The sequence below is a fragment of the Bradyrhizobium sp. WU425 genome, from assembly GCF_021052305.1.
Classification (GTDB): domain Bacteria; phylum Pseudomonadota; class Alphaproteobacteria; order Rhizobiales; family Xanthobacteraceae; genus Bradyrhizobium; species Bradyrhizobium canariense_D.
The window spans coordinates 6,212,869-6,228,491 of sequence record NZ_CP088089.1; the positions used below are offsets into that span (position 1 = coordinate 6,212,869).

At 65.8% G+C, this 15,623-nt stretch carries 12 protein-coding genes; 6 read left to right on the forward strand and 6 right to left on the reverse strand.

From position 1 onward, the window contains the following. Positions 1-291: 291 nt before the first annotated feature. Positions 292-507 carry a hypothetical protein gene (locus tag BcanWU425_RS30080; RefSeq protein WP_018454947.1) on the forward strand — a complete coding sequence of 72 codons (216 nt, stop codon included), beginning with the start codon at positions 292-294 and terminating at the stop codon, positions 505-507. A 99-nt stretch (positions 508-606) separates the two neighbouring features. On the opposite strand, the gene BcanWU425_RS30085 is transcribed toward BcanWU425_RS30080, so the two are convergent. Further along, on the reverse strand, positions 607-4,356 hold the full coding sequence (locus BcanWU425_RS30085) for a LuxR C-terminal-related transcriptional regulator (protein WP_204513831.1): 3,750 nt from the start codon (positions 4,354-4,356) through the stop codon (positions 607-609). A 41-nt stretch (positions 4,357-4,397) separates the two neighbouring features. On the opposite strand from BcanWU425_RS30085, the gene BcanWU425_RS30090 reads away from it, so the two are divergent. After that, a complete protein-coding gene (locus BcanWU425_RS30090; RefSeq protein WP_231188813.1) occupies positions 4,398-4,817 on the forward strand; it encodes a nuclear transport factor 2 family protein in 420 nt (139 codons plus the stop codon). Between the two features lie 50 nt (positions 4,818-4,867). Here the strand turns inward: BcanWU425_RS30090 and BcanWU425_RS30095 are convergent, their stop codons facing one another. Genes BcanWU425_RS30095 through BcanWU425_RS30115 form a run of 5 tightly spaced genes read right to left on the reverse strand, consistent with a single transcriptional unit; the run spans position 4,868 to position 8,437 of the window. After that, positions 4,868-5,635: a sulfite exporter TauE/SafE family protein gene (locus tag BcanWU425_RS30095; RefSeq protein ID WP_204513830.1), complete on the reverse strand. Its 768-nt coding sequence runs from the start codon at positions 5,633-5,635 to the stop codon at positions 4,868-4,870. Next, positions 5,632-6,888 (reverse strand): CCA tRNA nucleotidyltransferase, encoded by a 1,257-nt coding sequence (locus tag BcanWU425_RS30100; protein WP_204513829.1) that lies wholly within the window; start codon positions 6,886-6,888, stop codon positions 5,632-5,634. Before BcanWU425_RS30100 ends, BcanWU425_RS30095 begins: the two co-directional genes overlap by 4 nt. Before the next feature lie 9 nt (positions 6,889-6,897). Beyond that, positions 6,898-7,161 (reverse strand): DUF6111 family protein, encoded by a 264-nt coding sequence (locus BcanWU425_RS30105; RefSeq protein WP_018454951.1) that lies wholly within the window; start codon positions 7,159-7,161, stop codon positions 6,898-6,900. Beyond that, positions 7,158-7,829 carry a CoA pyrophosphatase gene (locus BcanWU425_RS30110; RefSeq protein WP_027568565.1) on the reverse strand — a complete coding sequence of 224 codons (672 nt, stop codon included), beginning with the start codon at positions 7,827-7,829 and terminating at the stop codon, positions 7,158-7,160. The genes BcanWU425_RS30105 and BcanWU425_RS30110 overlap by 4 nt, the downstream gene beginning before the upstream one ends. Beyond that, positions 7,826-8,437, reverse strand: a complete 612-nt coding sequence (locus BcanWU425_RS30115; protein ID WP_018454953.1) for a DUF1285 domain-containing protein — start codon at positions 8,435-8,437, stop codon at positions 7,826-7,828. Before BcanWU425_RS30115 ends, BcanWU425_RS30110 begins: the two co-directional genes overlap by 4 nt. A gap of 280 nt (positions 8,438-8,717) precedes the next feature. On the opposite strand from BcanWU425_RS30115, the gene BcanWU425_RS30120 reads away from it, so the two are divergent. Genes BcanWU425_RS30120 through BcanWU425_RS30135 form a run of 4 tightly spaced genes read left to right on the forward strand, consistent with a single transcriptional unit; the run spans position 8,718 to position 15,541 of the window. Then, positions 8,718-9,716: an AAA family ATPase gene (locus tag BcanWU425_RS30120; RefSeq protein WP_018454954.1), complete on the forward strand. Its 999-nt coding sequence runs from the start codon at positions 8,718-8,720 to the stop codon at positions 9,714-9,716. After that, on the forward strand, positions 9,716-10,660 hold the full coding sequence (locus BcanWU425_RS30125; protein WP_085361320.1) for a DUF58 domain-containing protein: 945 nt from the start codon (positions 9,716-9,718) through the stop codon (positions 10,658-10,660). Before BcanWU425_RS30120 ends, BcanWU425_RS30125 begins: the two co-directional genes overlap by 1 nt. Then, complete coding sequence (locus BcanWU425_RS30130) at positions 10,657-13,470, forward strand: DUF4159 domain-containing protein (RefSeq protein ID WP_204513828.1); 2,814 nt, start codon at positions 10,657-10,659, stop codon at positions 13,468-13,470. Before BcanWU425_RS30125 ends, BcanWU425_RS30130 begins: the two co-directional genes overlap by 4 nt. 7 nt (positions 13,471-13,477) lie before the next feature. Then, on the forward strand, positions 13,478-15,541 hold the full coding sequence (locus tag BcanWU425_RS30135; protein WP_085361318.1) for a hypothetical protein: 2,064 nt from the start codon (positions 13,478-13,480) through the stop codon (positions 15,539-15,541). The last annotated feature ends 82 nt before the right edge of the window (positions 15,542-15,623 follow it).

Consider the following 15,623-nt stretch of genomic DNA (forward strand, 5'->3'; position numbering starts at 1 on the left):
GAGCCGAGTGCATCGCCGCCGACAACGGGTGCGCTCGCTTGACGAGATCCGTTCCGGGCAGTTGGCGATCCGCTTCCGCCAAGGGGATCGGTTAACAAACATGGCCTCTCGTGCGATCGATCAAAGCCCGGGAAAAAATGGCATCAGCCGGAACGTTCGCGAAGCTGGCTGAGTTAAAAGCCATACGCGTCGCGCTGTGGTCATAGCCGCACCGCGCGCCCGATAAAGGCCCTGCACGAAGCGAAACCTACTCTGCGGCGTGCTTCGCAGCACGGCCGCGCGAGGATCGCGATGTACACGACGGCGATATACGATGAGCTGAGGCAGATCGAGCGCGACGTCGTCGAAGGAGAACGCCGGCTCGCCGAGCAGGAGGCGCTGATCATCGAAATGAAGCGCCAGAACGAGGACACAACCAAAGCTGAAGGCGAACTTGAACGGATGCGCATGGAGCAGCGAGGTCGCGATCAGGATCGGCAACGTCTGCTCTCACGGCTGCAACCCTGAACAACTGCTCCCCATCAGGCTGATCCGCCAAAGGCGTCGCGTTCCTGAGCCGTGGCTACGGTGACAGTTGCCATTTTCGGTCAATGACGATGCAGCGGTTCAGATCAGCAAATCATGATGCGCAGGTAGAATCGCTTGGTGCGGGCTGTTGGTGCCGTGATCGTCCGCGTGTCCGTTCAGTGCATGAGGGACGAGCTTGACGTTGAACCCGAGGCCTTCTTCCTGACCGGGCGGAACGTGCGCATCCAGCGGATGATTGAACTCTTTCAGTCCGACTATCTCGACGAAAGCAGAAGGAGCTACGCCGCTATCGAACCGGAATACCGGTCCCTGGTCTGCGCCGCCGGTTTCGAACGCAGCCTTGGCCGCGTGTGCGTCGTCTGCGATTGCTGCAGATTGCGCAGCGTGCTGCGAGTTACCGTGGTCCACGGTGGCTGGTTCTGCTGTCTTCACGGTCCCCGCAGCCTGCGAAGCCGAAGAGGGATGCTCGGCGCCATCGCCGGCGCCGTTGCCCGGTTTGCCTCCGTGTTCCGTCGATTCCGTGCTTGCCGCCTTTGCAGATCCTGGCTCCGAAGCGCGTTGCGAGTTGCCGTGGCCCGCGCTGGCGGGCGTTGCGGCGGCCGGATCGATCGCTGCTCCGTCCAGCGGGCTTGCAGCGGCTGAGTGCCCGGATTTTCCGTGTTCCGCGCCGTCTGGTTCTGCCGTTGTCGCTGGTGTTTGCGCGCCTTCGGAAGCCGAAGCGTGATGCTCGCCACCACGGTCGGCGGCGTTGCCCGCTTTGGAGCCAGCTCCAGTCGATTCGCTGGCTGCCGCCTTCGAAGATTCTGGTTCTGAAGCGTGCTGCGCATTGCCGTGACCCGTGCTGGCGGCCGTTGCGGCGCCCGGATCGATCTCGGTTGCGTCTGGTGCGTTTGCAGCGGTTGAGTGCCCGGATTTGCCGTGTTCCGCGCCGTCTGGTTCTGCCTTCTGCGCTGCCCCTCCCTGAGCCTCCGGGTCCTTAGTGTGATGCTCGGCGCCATTGCCGACGCCGTTGCCGGGTTTGCCCCCATCTTCCGTCGACCCCGTGCTTGCCGCCTTTGCAGATCCTGGCTCCGATGCGTGCTGCGGGTTGCCGTGGCCTGCACCGGCGGCTATCGCGGCGCCCGGATCGATCTCGCCTGCGTCTGGTGCGTTTGGGGCGGCGGAGTGCCCGGATTTGCCGTGTTCGGCGCCGCCTGGGTCGGCCTTCTTCGCTGGCCCTCCCGGAGCTTCCGAAGCCGAAGCGTGATGCTCGGCGCCATTGCCGACGCCGTGGCCCGCTTTGGAGCCAGCTTCAGGCGATTCGTCGGCTGCCGCCTTTGCAGACCCCGGCTCCGAAGCGTGCTTCGAGTTGCCGTGACCCGCGTCGGCGGCCGTTGCGACGTCCGGATCGGTCTCGGCTGCGTCCGGTGCTTTTGCAGCATTTGAGTGCCCGGCTTTGCCGTGTTCCGCGCCGTCTGGTTCTGCGTTCTTCGCTGACCCTCCTGGAGCGTCCGAGGCCTTATCGTGATGCTCGGCGTCATGGCCGACGCCGTTGCCCGGTTTGGAGCCAGCTTCAGTCGATGGGTCCGAAGCGTGCTGCGAGTTGCCGTGCCCCGCGCTGTCGGCGGTTACGACGCTGGGTTGGCCGATCTCGTTGGGCCCCGTCGACGAAACGCCGTTGCCCGCATTGATCGGACCATTGTTCGATGCGACATTTGCCGCTGCCGGGGCCGTCGCGCTATGAGCAAGCTCGATGGATGATGCGTGAGCCGACGCGGCAGACGCACCATCGCTCTCTTCCGTTGCATCCGCCGACGCGTCGCTGGAGCTTCTGAGCCTCGTCGACGTCCCCAAGCCGGTCCGGGCCTGCCCGAAATGGAAACCCGAGCCGTTGTTGGCCAGAAGGGCCCAGGCTCCAGCCGTCCCGAGCGTGCTCTCGCTCCCCTCGATACTGGTTTGGACATGATCCTTCGTCAGAGCGGCCTCATCGGTTGCGATCGCCGGTATCAGCGCGGCTTCGAGCTGCTCCAAGGTGGTCGCAACAGCCGCGCCATCTGGCTCGGAGCCGACATCCGCCTCCGCAACGGCCACGATCCCCTCGAGATGGATTTCCAGCAGGCCGCGATCGCCGATATCAAGGATATGATCGGTCGCATTCACATAGACGATCGTCTCGTTGCTTGCGGAGTCGTAGACCCAGGCGAGTGTATGTGGCGGTATAGACTTGGTTGCCGCCGTCATGTGCAGCCAGGCAAGCGCTCCGAAAGCCGCAAGATTGATCCTGCCCGGCCCAGATGCGAAATCGAACACGGCGTCGGAAGAGGTCGACTTGAACTGGTTAGACTCGGAGTCAATCGGGGAGCGATAAACAATTTTTTCAACGTCGCCGCCCCCGCCGACACCGGCATCGTGACCAGGGTCCGCGCCAACAAATTTATGGAGATTGTCACCCGCATCGCCCGGGCCCTTTTCGCCCAGAGCGCCTTCAGCGAGGTTGCCGTTTCCAGTGGTCACAGCGGCGAAAGACAGGCGGACATCGTGCGAAAGGAAACCCGGGGCTGAATTGTCGGCATGATTGGCGGCAGCATGGGTGATCGCGGCCAGTTTTGTGGTCGCACTCTCTTCAGTGACGGCCAGGATGCTGTCGATCGACGCTTGACGAAGGTCATGCGCGTGGGCGGCGAGATGGGGATCCTCCAGTGCGTAGATCAACGCACCGGTGAGAATAGCAAAGTTGCCATACCCTCCATGCATCGACATCGCATTGGAAAGAAGCCGCGGGAATTGATGTTCCGGGGCCGGGTCAACTCCGACCTGTATGTCGTTTGCTCCTCGCAGTAAGGGCACGGGAAGATCGGGCGCGCCCGATCCAGCAGGAGCGTGGTGCGTCCACGCTTTCGCGCCCCCGGATTGCTCGGCCGCGCGTAGCGCTTCCATTGCCGCCGCCGGGTTGGTGATTTGGGCGGCCTTGGCGAACAAGTCTCTCTGGGCCTGCGTGGGCGGCTCGCCGGATTCCCAGACGACGAGGTGCCGGAGAATCCCTTTTTTCCAGGGCTCGTACCCCGCGTGCTCGTCCACGTGGCCGACGCCGTTCTCATCCGGGAAGATGTCGTTCGCTTCCGACGCCTTGAGTTCGTCCGCAATTGCGAGCGCCAGAAATGCCAGGGAGAGCGCGGCCAGGCCGGAGGGCCGTTGCAGCAATGCGATGGTCGCGAGCACAGTTCTGTTGGTGATCTCGAGCTTCTGGAAAATATTGTACAGGTGGACCTTGACCGTCCCGTCGGAAACGTTGAGCTGACGCGCGATCTCCTTGTTCGACATTCCTTCCGCCACGAGTCGTGCGATTTGACGTTCCCGTTGCGTCAACAGCTCCAGCATCCTTTCGACTTTGCTATCGCCGTCCGCCTCCTTGCCGGGTGCGGAGAGATCGGACTTCTCCAGTGCCACGCCGCTCTTCGTCATCAGCCGCAGCGATCGCAGCATCGTGGCGGGAGAGGCATACTTCGAAATTGCGCTGCAGGCGCCGGCTGTGATGGCTGAAGTCAGATCGTGGTCGGTATCGGACTCGGTGAAGAACACCAGGCGCGTGGAGAGCTTCTCCGCCTTCACAATCGCGAGGATCTCGGAGACCGTCAGATCCGGCACCTTGTCGGCAAGAAGCGCGACGTCAGGTGTCAGCTTCCGAATTGCTTCGAGGCAGCTTGTCCGATCGCTGGACGATGCGACAACGTCGAAGTCCGGCTGCGTCCCGAGGACCGACCTCAGTCCCTGCAGAACGATCGGCTGTGGATCGACGATCACGAGCCGGATGGGCTTGAGTATCCCCTGCCTGGCGGACGTGTCCAACATCGACTTTGGCCCTCGGCCCGGTCCCCTATGTCGTTCGCCATATGGCCGTGCCCGGGTGGGATATTAAAATCAAAAAAGGCCTGGCGGTTCCAGAGCCTGACCCAGATTTGGACGCGATGCGAGTGAAAAATATGTCCTTTGACCCGATGGCCGTTGCGGTCGACTGGCTTGATGCCTATCGCGCGGGCGATATCGAAGCGATTTTGGAACTTCATGCCGAGGACGCCGTGGTCCACTGCGGCTGCGCCGGCGGCCAAACCATCACCGGCCGCGAAGCACTTCGTGCCTATTGGGTCGATCACCTCCGGAAATATCCGGCAGGCACGTTGGATGATCTCAATCCCTGGCGCAACGACGGCACCATTATCTCGTACCTCACCAGTGCTGGCGTCATGAGTGCACTTTTGGCATTTGACGCCGCCGGCAGGATCAAGGAACTGGACTGCAGTCCCTCACACTAGACCCGCGGCGTGAACCAAACTGGCAGCGGGACAGCGCCACATCCGATTGATTAGATGAGCTGCCTCGCCCCAGCCGAGATCATCACTACGCCGCCGGTGATCACCGCGACGTCGAGGATCGCGGTGTGGATGTGCACCGGCATCCGCTCGACGAAGGCTTTTGCCAGGAACGCGCCGGGGATTGCGATTGCTCCGATCAGCAGCGCAAAGGCGAGCACCTGTGCGGTCACGGCGCCGGCGAGGCCGAACACCGAGATCTTGATGAGGCCGGTGCCGAGCGAGATCATGGCATCGGTCGCGATCACGGCCGCGCCTTCCAGGCCCGCGGCCATCAGCAGCGACAGCAGGATCACGCCGGAGCCGGAGGTGCCGCCGACCAGCACGCCATAGCCGACCGAGCCGGCCGCAAGCCCAGTGTCGCCGATCTTGACCTGGCGGCGGCGGAGCACACGGCGCAGCGGCACGCTCAGGATCAGCATGGAGCCAATCACCAGCGCCGCGCCCGCATTGGTCAGCCGTGTGTAGCCGTAGGCACCAAGCGCTGTCGTCAGTGCCGCACAGGCCAGCACGATCAGCGCGCGGCGGCGATCGGCATAGCGGAGATAGGCGAGCGCGCGGCTGGAATTGGTGAAGATCGCGGAGATCGCGATGATCGGCACCACCGGTTCGGCGCCGACGAGAGGCACCAGCACCAGCGGCATCAAGGCGCCGGTGCCGTAGCCGGCGAGACCACCGATAATCGAAGCAAACAACGCCATCAACGCGACCAGCAGGAGCTGAAAGATCGAGATGTCGGCGAAGCCTGAGACGATGGTCACGTTCTCTCATCGCGGCTGACGCGTGCCGCAGCTTGATCGGCGATGGAAGCGAGTGCGGCTTCCTCTAGGGGAAAATCCGCCGCAAGCCAAGCGTCCTCCGCGAGCGTCAACACATGTCCGAGCGAGGGTCCTTCCGCCATGCCGCGCGCGATGAAGTCGGCGGCGCGAAGCGGAAATTTCGGCGCAGTCCAGCGCTGCGGCAGCTCGGCGAGCGCACGCCATCGCGACGAGCCGACGTCACCGCCGGCTCTCGCCCAGCCCAGCAACACGCGATCGTGATAGCGATCCGCACCGAGCCGGTAGAGCAGCCGCCGCGCATCGGCTTCGTCCTTGGTGGCCAAGCGCCACCAGCGGTGCCCCATCGAATCCAGCGCCTTGGTTTCCGCATTGGAGAGCCTCAGGCGCGTGGCGACGCGCTTGGCGTCTTCAGTCACCGCGATCGCCAGCGCGGCGAGGCGCCGCGTGCTGCTTGCGGTGAGGCCGAGCTCGCGCTCGATCACGATCATCGCCGCGAGCGGTCCGGTGTAGACCACGCCGCCGGTCAGCGCCTGCAGCAATCCGCCATCGGCCATCGCAAGCGCGGCGGCGGACGCGCCGGGAGCGACCAGAAGCTTCAGCGTCTCCATGCGCAGCCGCTCGGCCGAGAGGCTCGCGAGGCCGGCGCGTCCCCGGATGCAGGCGACATAGCCGTCGCGGTCGGGATCGCCGGCGCCGAAGGCGGCGTGGATGCGGAAGAAGCGCAGGATGCGCAGGAAATCCTCGGCGATGCGCTGGTCGGGATCACCGATGAAGCGCACGCGCCGCGCGGCCGCATCCGCGATGCCTCCGACGTAATCGTGGACGACGCCGTCGGCATCGACCGAGAGCCCGTTCATCGTGAAGTCGCGGCGCTCGGCGTCCTTCACCCAGTCGCGGCCGAACGCGACCTTGGCCTTGCGGCCGAAGGTCTCGGTATCCTCGCGCAACGTCGTGACTTCGTAAGGTTGCCCGTCGATGACGAGGGTGACGGTGCCGTGGTCGATGCCGGTCGGCACAGCCTTGATGCCGGCAGCTTTGGCGCGCCGCATCACCTCGTGCGGGAGCGCCGTGGTCGCGATGTCGATGTCGCCGGGGACGAGGCCGAGCAGCGCGTTGCGCACGGCGCCGCCGACAACCCGCGCCTCCTCGCCATCCGCATTGAGCAATTGCAGGACGCGCGCGGTGCCACCCGAAATCAGCCAGGGCGCATCGGCGAGCATGGGCACCGCGCTCATCGGCCGGCCCTATCTTTCCACGCCCGGCACGAGCTTGCCGTTCTCGACATGGGCGGGGACATAGGTCGAATCCGGTGCGGCGCCGGAGAAATGCGCAAAGCCGATCAGCCCGGCGATCACCAGCACGAGCGCCGCCAGCATGAGACGCGCGACGATGGTGATCGGCCAGGACGATTGCACGAACAGGCCGGAACGCGTGGCGGCCAGGAACAGCGCATAGACGGCAAAGGGAACGAGGAAGATTCCGATCTCGGTCAGGATCGGCCGAATCATGACGAATAGATCCGCTCATAGAGCACACGGAGCATGCCGGCCGTCGCGCCCCAGATGTAGCGTTCGGCAAACGGCATCGCGTAGTAGGACCGCTCCATGCCGCGGAATTCCTTGCTGTGCACCTGGTGGTTGGCCGGGTTCATCAGGAAGGATAGCGGCACTTCGAACGCATCATCAACCTCGGAATGGTTGATCGTCAGCTCAAAGCCCGGGCGCACCCTGGCCACCGTCGGCAGGATGCGGAAGCCGAAGCCGGTGCCGTAGAGATCGAGATAGCCGATCGGCTCGACGAAGTCGCGCGACAGCCCGACCTCCTCCTCGGCCTCGCGCAGCGCCGCATCGAGCGGCGAGCGGTCGGTTGCGTCGATCTTGCCGCCGGGGAATGCGATCTGGCCGGCATGGTCGTTCAGATGCGCCGAACGCTGCGTCAGCAGAATTGTCGGCTCGGGATGATCGACCACCGCGATCAAGACCGCCGCCGGCCGCACCGGCTGCTCGCGCGCGATGATCTCGAGCATCTTGTCGGTGCCGGGATCGCCCGAGGCCGGAATGATGTTGGGATCGTAGAGGCCGGGCGGAACGTCGAAGCCGAGCCGCGCGGCGGAGCGGGCGAAGAAATCCGCCGCACCGATCACGGCGGGATCGTTCCTGGAGATAGGCTTGTTCAAAGCGCGGCCCTCACCTGCTCCGCATCGGCCATGGCGAAGAACTCGCCGGCCGACTCGACACCGAACATCGGCTGGCCATCGACCATCCGCTCCTCACCCATGTCAACCAGATCGTAATAGAGCGCGCGGGTGACCTTGGCCCAGAGCTCGGCGCGGATATGCAGATAGGGCGTCAGCCCGCCGTCCTTGGCCTGCTCGAAGCGCAGCCGGTGCGCCGCATCGCAGGTGACCCAGTCGTCGACATTGGTGCGGAAGCGGAGCACGCGATGGTTGGCATCGCCGTCCTTCTGCATCTCGACCGCCATGAACGGCGCGTCGTCGACGCGAATGCCGACCTTCTCCACCGGCGTGACGAGGAAATGCTTGTCGCCTTCGCGCTTGAGGATGGTCGAGAACAGGCGAACCAAGGCATGACGGCCGATTGGCGTCCCCAAATAGAACCAAGTACCATCTGACGCGATTCGAATGTCGAGATCGCCGCAAAACGGCGGATTCCACAAATGCACCGGAGGCAGGCCCTTTTTGGCGCCTTCGGCATCGGCAGCAGTTTTGGCAGCGGCAGTCAGCCCCTCAAGACCGCGATCGGCGCTCTGCCCTTGGTTCGCCATGGTTTGCCCTGACTTTGTCATTTGGCACGATCGGTCATTTGGCACGATTGGTGCAGGTTTACGTTGTATCCGGGTACTCGGTTCCACCCCGCATTCGTCCGGTGTGGAGGTCGCCACTTCGTGATGCCCTACATATCCCTAAGCCGATAAGGTGGGGATAGGTTAATTCAACGAATACATGGCCTTCCTGCAAGTCTAGCATAGGGCCCACGTCTTGAGTTGAGGACGTGATGACATGACGACGCAAGCGAGCTGCATGGCAGGCTGAAGGAGCTAACGGATGGCGGAGAGTGTCGAGAAGCTCGAAGACGGAATCGTCCGTTCGGCCGAGCAGGTGTCGAGCCAGATTCGCGCGGCAAAGGATGCGATCGCGTCCGTCATCTTCGGCCAGGATCGCGTGATCGAGAACACGCTGGTCACCATCCTCTCCGGCGGCCATGCGCTGTTGATCGGTGTCCCCGGTCTGGCCAAGACCAAGCTGGTCGAGACGCTCGGCATCACCCTCGGCCTCGATGCCAAGCGCATCCAGTTCACGCCCGATCTGATGCCGTCGGACATTCTCGGCGCCGAAGTGCTGGACGAGAGCACCTCCGGCAAGCGTGCCTTCCGCTTCATCTCCGGCCCGGTGTTCGCGCAACTGCTGATGGCCGACGAGATCAACCGCGCCAGCCCGCGCACGCAGTCGGCGCTGCTGCAGGCGATGCAGGAGCAGCACATCACCGTTGCCGGCGCGCGTCACGATCTGCCGAAGCCGTTCCACGTGCTCGCCACGCAAAACCCGCTGGAGCAGGAAGGCACCTATCCGCTGCCCGAAGCCCAGCTCGACCGTTTCCTGATGGAGATCGACGTCGACTATCCCGACCGCGACGCCGAGCGCCGCATCCTGTTCGAGACCACCGGCGCCGACGAGACGCTGGCGAAGGGCTCGATGACACCTGATGCACTCATCACCGCGCAGCGACTGATCCGGCGCCTGCCGGTCGGCGATTCCGTGGTCGAGGCGATCCTGTCGCTGGTGCGCTCGGCCCGTCCGGGTCCGGACGGCGGCGACACCAGCAAGTTCATCGCCTGGGGACCGGGCCCGCGCGCCAGCCAATCGCTGATGCTCGCGGTGCGCGCTCGCGCGCTGATCGACGGCCGCCTCGCGCCCTCAATCGACGACGTGCTCGACCTCGCCGAGCCCGTGCTGAAGCACCGCATGGCGCTGACGTTCCAGGCGCGCGCCGAAGGCCGCACGATTCCGGACGTGATCCGGCAATTGAAGACACGGATCGGTTGATGGCGACGGAGAACGGGCACACAGCAAAGGAGGTCATCGCGATCCGACGTGCCGATGGCGAAAGCCGTACGCTCGCCGCTTCGCTGCCGCGCCTGGTGCTCGAGGCCCGCCGTATCGCCGCCAACGTCATCCACGGCCTGCACGGCCGCCGCCGCGCCGGGTCTGGCGAAAATTTCTGGCAATACCGCCGCTTCGTCTCCGGCGAACCGTCGCAGAATGTCGACTGGCGGCGCTCGGCGCGCGACGATCTCCTCTATGTCCGCGAGCTCGAATGGGAAGCCTCGCATACGGTCTGGATCTGGCCCGATCGTTCGCCCTCGATGGCGTTCGCGTCAAAGCAGGCGCGTGAATCCAAGCTCGAGCGGACGCTGATCGTCGCCTTCGCGCTGGCCGAGCTGCTGGTCTCCGGCGGTGAACGCGTCGGCATTCCCGGGCTGATGGCACCGACCGCGAGCCGCAGCGTCATCGACAAGATGGCGCAGGCGATGCTGCATGACGATGCCGATCGCTTGAGCCTGCCGCCCTCCTTCGTGCCCGCGGCGCTGGCCGAGACGATCGTGCTGTCGGACTTCTGGTCGCCGCTCTCCGAGATCAGGACCACGCTCGCCGGCCTGTCCGGCTCCGGCGCGCATGGCACGCTGGTGCAGGTCGTCGATCCCGCCGAGGAATCATTTCCCTATTCCGGCCGCGTCGAGTTCGTCGAGCCCGAGGGGTTCGGCGTGATCACCGCCGGCCGCGCCGAGAGCTGGGCGCAGGATTACACCGCGCGGCTCGCGCTGCACCGCGACCAGATCCGCGCCGAGACCAACAAGCTCGACTGGCTGTTCACGACGCATGCGACCGACCGCTCGGCCGCCGAGCTCTTGCTGTTCCTGCATGCCGGCATGCAGGTGAGCAAATCGGGCGCGCGCACCACAACGATCAAGGCGGGGCCGGCAGCATGATGGGACTGCCGCTCGCCTTCACCGAACCGCTGCTCCTGATCGGCCTCGTCAGCCTGCCGGTGCTGTGGTGGCTGTTGCGCGTGATGCCGCCGCGGCCGCGCCGGATCGAGTTTCCGCCGACGCGCCTGCTGTTCGACATCGCACCGCGCGAAGAGACCCCGTCGCGAACGCCGTGGTGGTTGACCGCATTGCGGCTGCTGGCTGCGGCACTGGTCATTTTCGCCGCCGCCGGTCCGATCTGGAATCCGCAAACAGGCGCGGCCGCCAGCAAGGCGCCGCTGATGATCATGTTCGACGACGGCTGGAGCGCGGCCTCGAACTGGGACATCCGGATCAGGGCCGCCGACGAATTGATCGCCAGTGCCGAGAACGACCGCCGTGCGATCGCGCTGGTGCCGCTGTCCGAGCCGAACCGCGATATCACATTGATGCCGGCGGGCGCCGCGCGCGTCGCGCTGCGGCAGCTGACGCCAAAGCCGTATTCGATCGAACGCGTCGAGACCCTGACCGCAATCGATCGCTTCCTGAAAGCAACCGGCGACTGCGAGATCGCCTGGCTCTCCGACAGCGTCGATACCGGTCGCGGCGAGGAATTCGTGACTGGCCTCGGCAAGACCATCGGCGATCGCAGCCTGACCGTGTTCGAAGGCGGCACCTCCTCAGCCCTAGCCCTGGTCGCGGCCGAGAACGCCGCAGCCAGGATGACGGTGAAGGTGCTGCGCACCGACGGCGGCATCGCCATCGGCACCGTGCGCGCGCTGGACCAGAAGGCCTCGCCGATCGGCGAGGCGCGTTATTCGTTCGGCCCGCAGGACAAGGAAACCGAAGCGTCGTTCGATCTGCCGGTCGAGCTGCGCAACGACATCACGCGGCTGGAAATTGCCGGTGAGCGCTCCGCCGGCGCAGTGCAGCTGCTCGACAAGCGCTGGCGCCGCCGCGCCATCGGCATCGTCTCGGGCTCGACCAGCGAGACCGCGCAGCCGCTGCTGGCGCCGACCTTCTATCTCACCCGTGCGCTGGCGCCGTTCGCCGACGTGCGGCTTGCCGACAAGGGCTCGCCGCAGCAGGGCATCACGCAGTTCCTCGATCAGAAGCTGCCGATGATCATCCTTGCCGATGTCGGCACCATCGCCCCTGAAATCCGCGAGCGTCTCAATGCCTGGATCGACCAGGGCGGCGTGCTGGTGCGGTTCGCCGGTCCGCGGCTGGCGCAGGCCGAGGACGATCTCGTCCCGGTCAAGCTGCGCAAGGGCGGCCGGACGCTCGGCGGCAGCCTGACCTGGGAAAAGCCGCAACATCTTGCCTCCTTTGCCGCCGATGGTCCGTTTGCCGGCGTCGTGGTCCCCAAGGACGTCACCATAAGCCGCCAGGTGCTGGCCGAGCCCGACGCCGTGCTCGCCACCAAAAGCTGGGCGTCGCTGGAAGACGGCACGCCGCTGGTAACAGGCGAGCATCGCGGCAAGGGCGTCGTCAGCCTGTTCCACGTCAGCGCCGACATGCGCTGGTCGGATCTGCCGATGTCGGGCACCTTCGTCGAAATCCTGCGGCGTGTCGTCGACATGTCCGGCTATACCGCGAAGCCGGGTCCAGGCGTTGCCACCGAGGCGACCGCCGAAACGGTGGCGCCGTTGCACATCCTCGATGGCTTTGGCGCGTTCGGTCCGCCGCCGGCTGCCGCAAAGCCGCTGCCCGCGGATTATCGCGACCGCGCCACACCCGATCATCCGCCGGGCTTCTATGGTCCGGCAGAAGGACCGCTCGCCGTGAACACGCTTGCCAGCGCCGACCGTATCGCAGCCCTGAACACCACGAGCCTGCGCGCCCGGCATGCCACCTACACCAACGCCGAGCCGCAGGACTTGCGCGGTTGGCTGCTATCGACGGCGCTCGCGCTGTTCCTGATCGACGCCATCATCGTCGCGGTACTCGGCGGCGGCCTTGCCGCGCTGGTGCGCCGCCGCGCCGCGCCCGCGATGATCGTCTTTGGGCTGGTGCTCGCAGGTCTCGCCTCGTTCGTGCCGACGCCGTCGCATGCGGACAGCGCGTCCGACGAGTTCGCGATGAAGGCGGTGTCGCAGACCCGCCTCGCTTATGTCGTGACCGGCAATGCCGACGTCGATTCCATCGTCAGGGCCGGGCTATCCGGACTGACGCTGTTCCTGGCGCAGCGCACCGCGCTTGAGGCCGGCGATCCCGTCGGCATCGACCCGGCGCGCGACGAACTCGCTTTCTTCCCGCTGATCTACTGGCCGATCGTGCCGGGCGCGCCCAAGCCGTCGCGGGACGCCATCAACAAGATCGACGCCTATATGAAGCAGGGCGGCACCGTGCTGTTCGACACCCGCGACGCGGTCGAAGCGCCACCCGGCGCGAACGGCGCCGCGCAGACCCCGGCCATGCAGACGCTCCGCGAGATCCTGTCCTCGCTCGACGTGCCCGAGCTGGAGCCGGTGCCGCGGGAGCACGTGCTGACCAAGACCTTCTATCTGTTGCGCGACTTCCCCGGCCGCTTCAGCACCGGCCAGACCTGGGTCGAGACCTTGCCGCGCGAAGACGACGAGGACAGCGCGCAGCGGCCGGCACGCGGCGGCGACGGCGTCTCGCCGATCATCATCACCTCGAACGACCTGGCCGGCGCCTGGGCCGTGCGGCCCGACGGCCAGTCCATGCTGCCGGTGATCGGCGGCGACCCCCGCCAGCGCGAATTCGCCTACCGCGCCGGCGCCAACATCGTGATGTACACGCTGACGGGCAACTACAAGGCCGACCAGGTGCACGCACCGGCCCTGATCGAACGGCTGGGGCAGTAGGATCGATATGAATTACGGCATCGCATTCACGCCGCTTGTTCCCACGATCGTGCTGTGGCTCGCGCTGGCCGCGATCGTCGTCATCGCGCTCGTGCTGCTGCTGGCGCGGGCGCGCGGCGCTGCCGTGCGCGTGGCCGCGCTGGCGCTGTTCCTGCTGGCGCTCGCCAATCCCTCCTTTACCCGCGAGGACCGCGATCCCCTCACCTCGGTCGCCGCAATCGTCGTCGACAAGAGCCCGAGCCAGAATTTCGGCAACCGCAATCGCGAGGCTGCGACGGCGCAGGAAGCGCTGGTCGACAGCCTGAAGAAGATCAAGGGGCTCGAGGTCCGCGTCGTCGATGCCGGACAGGCTGACGGCGAGACCGACGGCACCAAGCTGTTCGGGGCGCTGGCCTCGGCCTTGTCGGACGTGCCGGTCGACCGCGTCGCCGGTGCGTTCCTGATCACCGACGGCCGCGTCCACGACATTCCGGCCAACGCCGCCGGGCTCGGCTTCCAGGCGCCGGTGCACGCGCTGATCACGGGGCAGAAGGACGAGCGCGACCGCCGTATTGCGGTCATCGCCGCGCCGCGCTTCGGCATCGTCGGGCAGCCCCAGACCATCACCTACCGCCTCGACGACCAGGGCGTCAGCGGCGAGCGCGCCAAGGTCACCGTCCGCAGGGACGGCGAGGTCATCAACGAGCGCACGCTTTCGAGCGGCCAGGCCGCAAGCGTCGACGTCGACATCAAGCATTCCGGGCCGAACATCGTCGAGATCGAGGCCTCGCCGCTCGAGCGGGAATTGACGCCGGTGAACAACCGCGCCGTCGTCGCCATCGACGGTGTGCGCGACAAGCTGCGCGTGCTGCTGGTCTCAGGCGAGCCGCATTCCGGCGAGCGCACCTGGCGCAATCTGCTCAAGTCCGATGCCAGCGTCGATCTCGTCCACTTCACCATTCTGCGGCCGCCGGAGAAGCAGGACGGCACACCGATCAATGAATTGTCGCTGATCGCGTTTCCGACCCGCGAGCTGTTCCAGCAGAAGATCAACGAATTCCAGCTGATCATCTTTGACCGCTATGCCCGCCAAGGCGTGCTGCCGATCGCCTATTTCGACAACATCGCACGCTACGTGCGTTCCGGCGGCGCGGTGCTGGTCTCGGCCGGCCCCGACTACGCGTCCAACACCAGCATCTGGCGCACGCCGCTGGATTCGGTGCTGCCGGCCGAACCGGTCGGGGTGACGGAAAAACCGTTCTACGCCCATCTGTCCGACGTCGGCAAACGCCATCCCGTCACGCGTGGCCTCGAGGGCTCCGCCTCCGAGCCGCCGCGCTGGAGCCGGTTCTTCCGCACCGTCGATACCCGCAATGCGGTCAACCCGCCGGTCATGACGGGCGTCGACGGCAAGCCGCTGCTGTTCCTGTCGCGTTTCGGCGAGGGCCGCGTCGCACTGCTGCTCTCCGACCACATCTGGCTGTGGGCGCGCGGCTATGAAGGTGGCGGCCCGCATCTCGATCTGTTGCGGCGGATGTCGCACTGGCTGATGAAGCAACCTGATCTGGACGAGGAAGCGTTGCGCCTGCAGGTGCAGGGCAAGAATCTCGTGGTGGTGCGCCAGACCATGGCGGACAGCGTCCAGCCGGTGAGTGTGACCTCGCCGTCGGGCGTGTCGCGCGACCTGACGCTTGCAGCGGGCGATCCCGGCGAATGGCGCGCCAGCCTGCCGGCGAGCGAGCTCGGCCTGTGGCAGGCCACCGACGGCACGCTGAAGGCGCTGATCAATGTCGGCCCGACCAATCCGAAGGAGTTTTCGGAAGTCACCTCCACCACCGAGACGTTGAAGCCGCTGACCCAGGCGACCGGCGGTGACGCCGTGCGCGTGGTCGACGGCGCCAGCGTCGAGCTGCCGCGCATCCTGCCGGTCCGCTCGGCGAGCGTCTTCCATGGCGACGGCTGGATGGGCGTGCGGATGCGCGACGCCAGCGTGGTGAAGGGCGTCGGCGTGCTGCCGATCTTCGCTGGCGTGATCGGGTTGCTGCTGCTGCTCGGAGCATTCGCCGCGACCTGGCTGCGCGAAGGGCGGTAGGCGGCTTACTCGCCTCCGTTCGCTTCCCCTTAGTCAGATAAAATCCCCATCCTCCCTTCTTCGCCGGAAGCTCCATAGCACC

Bases quoted from the DNA above. Each gene is read 5' to 3' on its own strand.
- BcanWU425_RS30085 (WP_204513831.1), bottom strand. From the start codon at position 4,356: ATGTTGGACACGTCCGCCAGGCAGGGGATACTCAAGCCCATCCGGCTC.
- BcanWU425_RS30090 (WP_231188813.1), top strand. From the start codon at position 4,398: ATGGCCGTGCCCGGGTGGGATATTAAAATCAAAAAAGGCCTGGCGGTT.
- BcanWU425_RS30115 (WP_018454953.1), bottom strand. From the start codon at position 8,437: ATGGCGAACCAAGGGCAGAGCGCCGATCGCGGTCTTGAGGGGCTGACT.
- BcanWU425_RS30100 (WP_204513829.1), bottom strand. From the start codon at position 6,888: ATGAGCGCGGTGCCCATGCTCGCCGATGCGCCCTGGCTGATTTCGGGT.
- BcanWU425_RS30105 (WP_018454951.1), bottom strand. From the start codon at position 7,161: ATGATTCGGCCGATCCTGACCGAGATCGGAATCTTCCTCGTTCCCTTT.
- BcanWU425_RS30125 (WP_085361320.1), top strand. From the start codon at position 9,716: ATGGCGACGGAGAACGGGCACACAGCAAAGGAGGTCATCGCGATCCGA.
- BcanWU425_RS30120 (WP_018454954.1), top strand. From the start codon at position 8,718: ATGGCGGAGAGTGTCGAGAAGCTCGAAGACGGAATCGTCCGTTCGGCC.
- BcanWU425_RS30135 (WP_085361318.1), top strand. From the start codon at position 13,478: ATGAATTACGGCATCGCATTCACGCCGCTTGTTCCCACGATCGTGCTG.
- BcanWU425_RS30130 (WP_204513828.1), top strand. From the start codon at position 10,657: ATGATGGGACTGCCGCTCGCCTTCACCGAACCGCTGCTCCTGATCGGC.
- BcanWU425_RS30080 (WP_018454947.1), top strand. From the start codon at position 292: ATGTACACGACGGCGATATACGATGAGCTGAGGCAGATCGAGCGCGAC.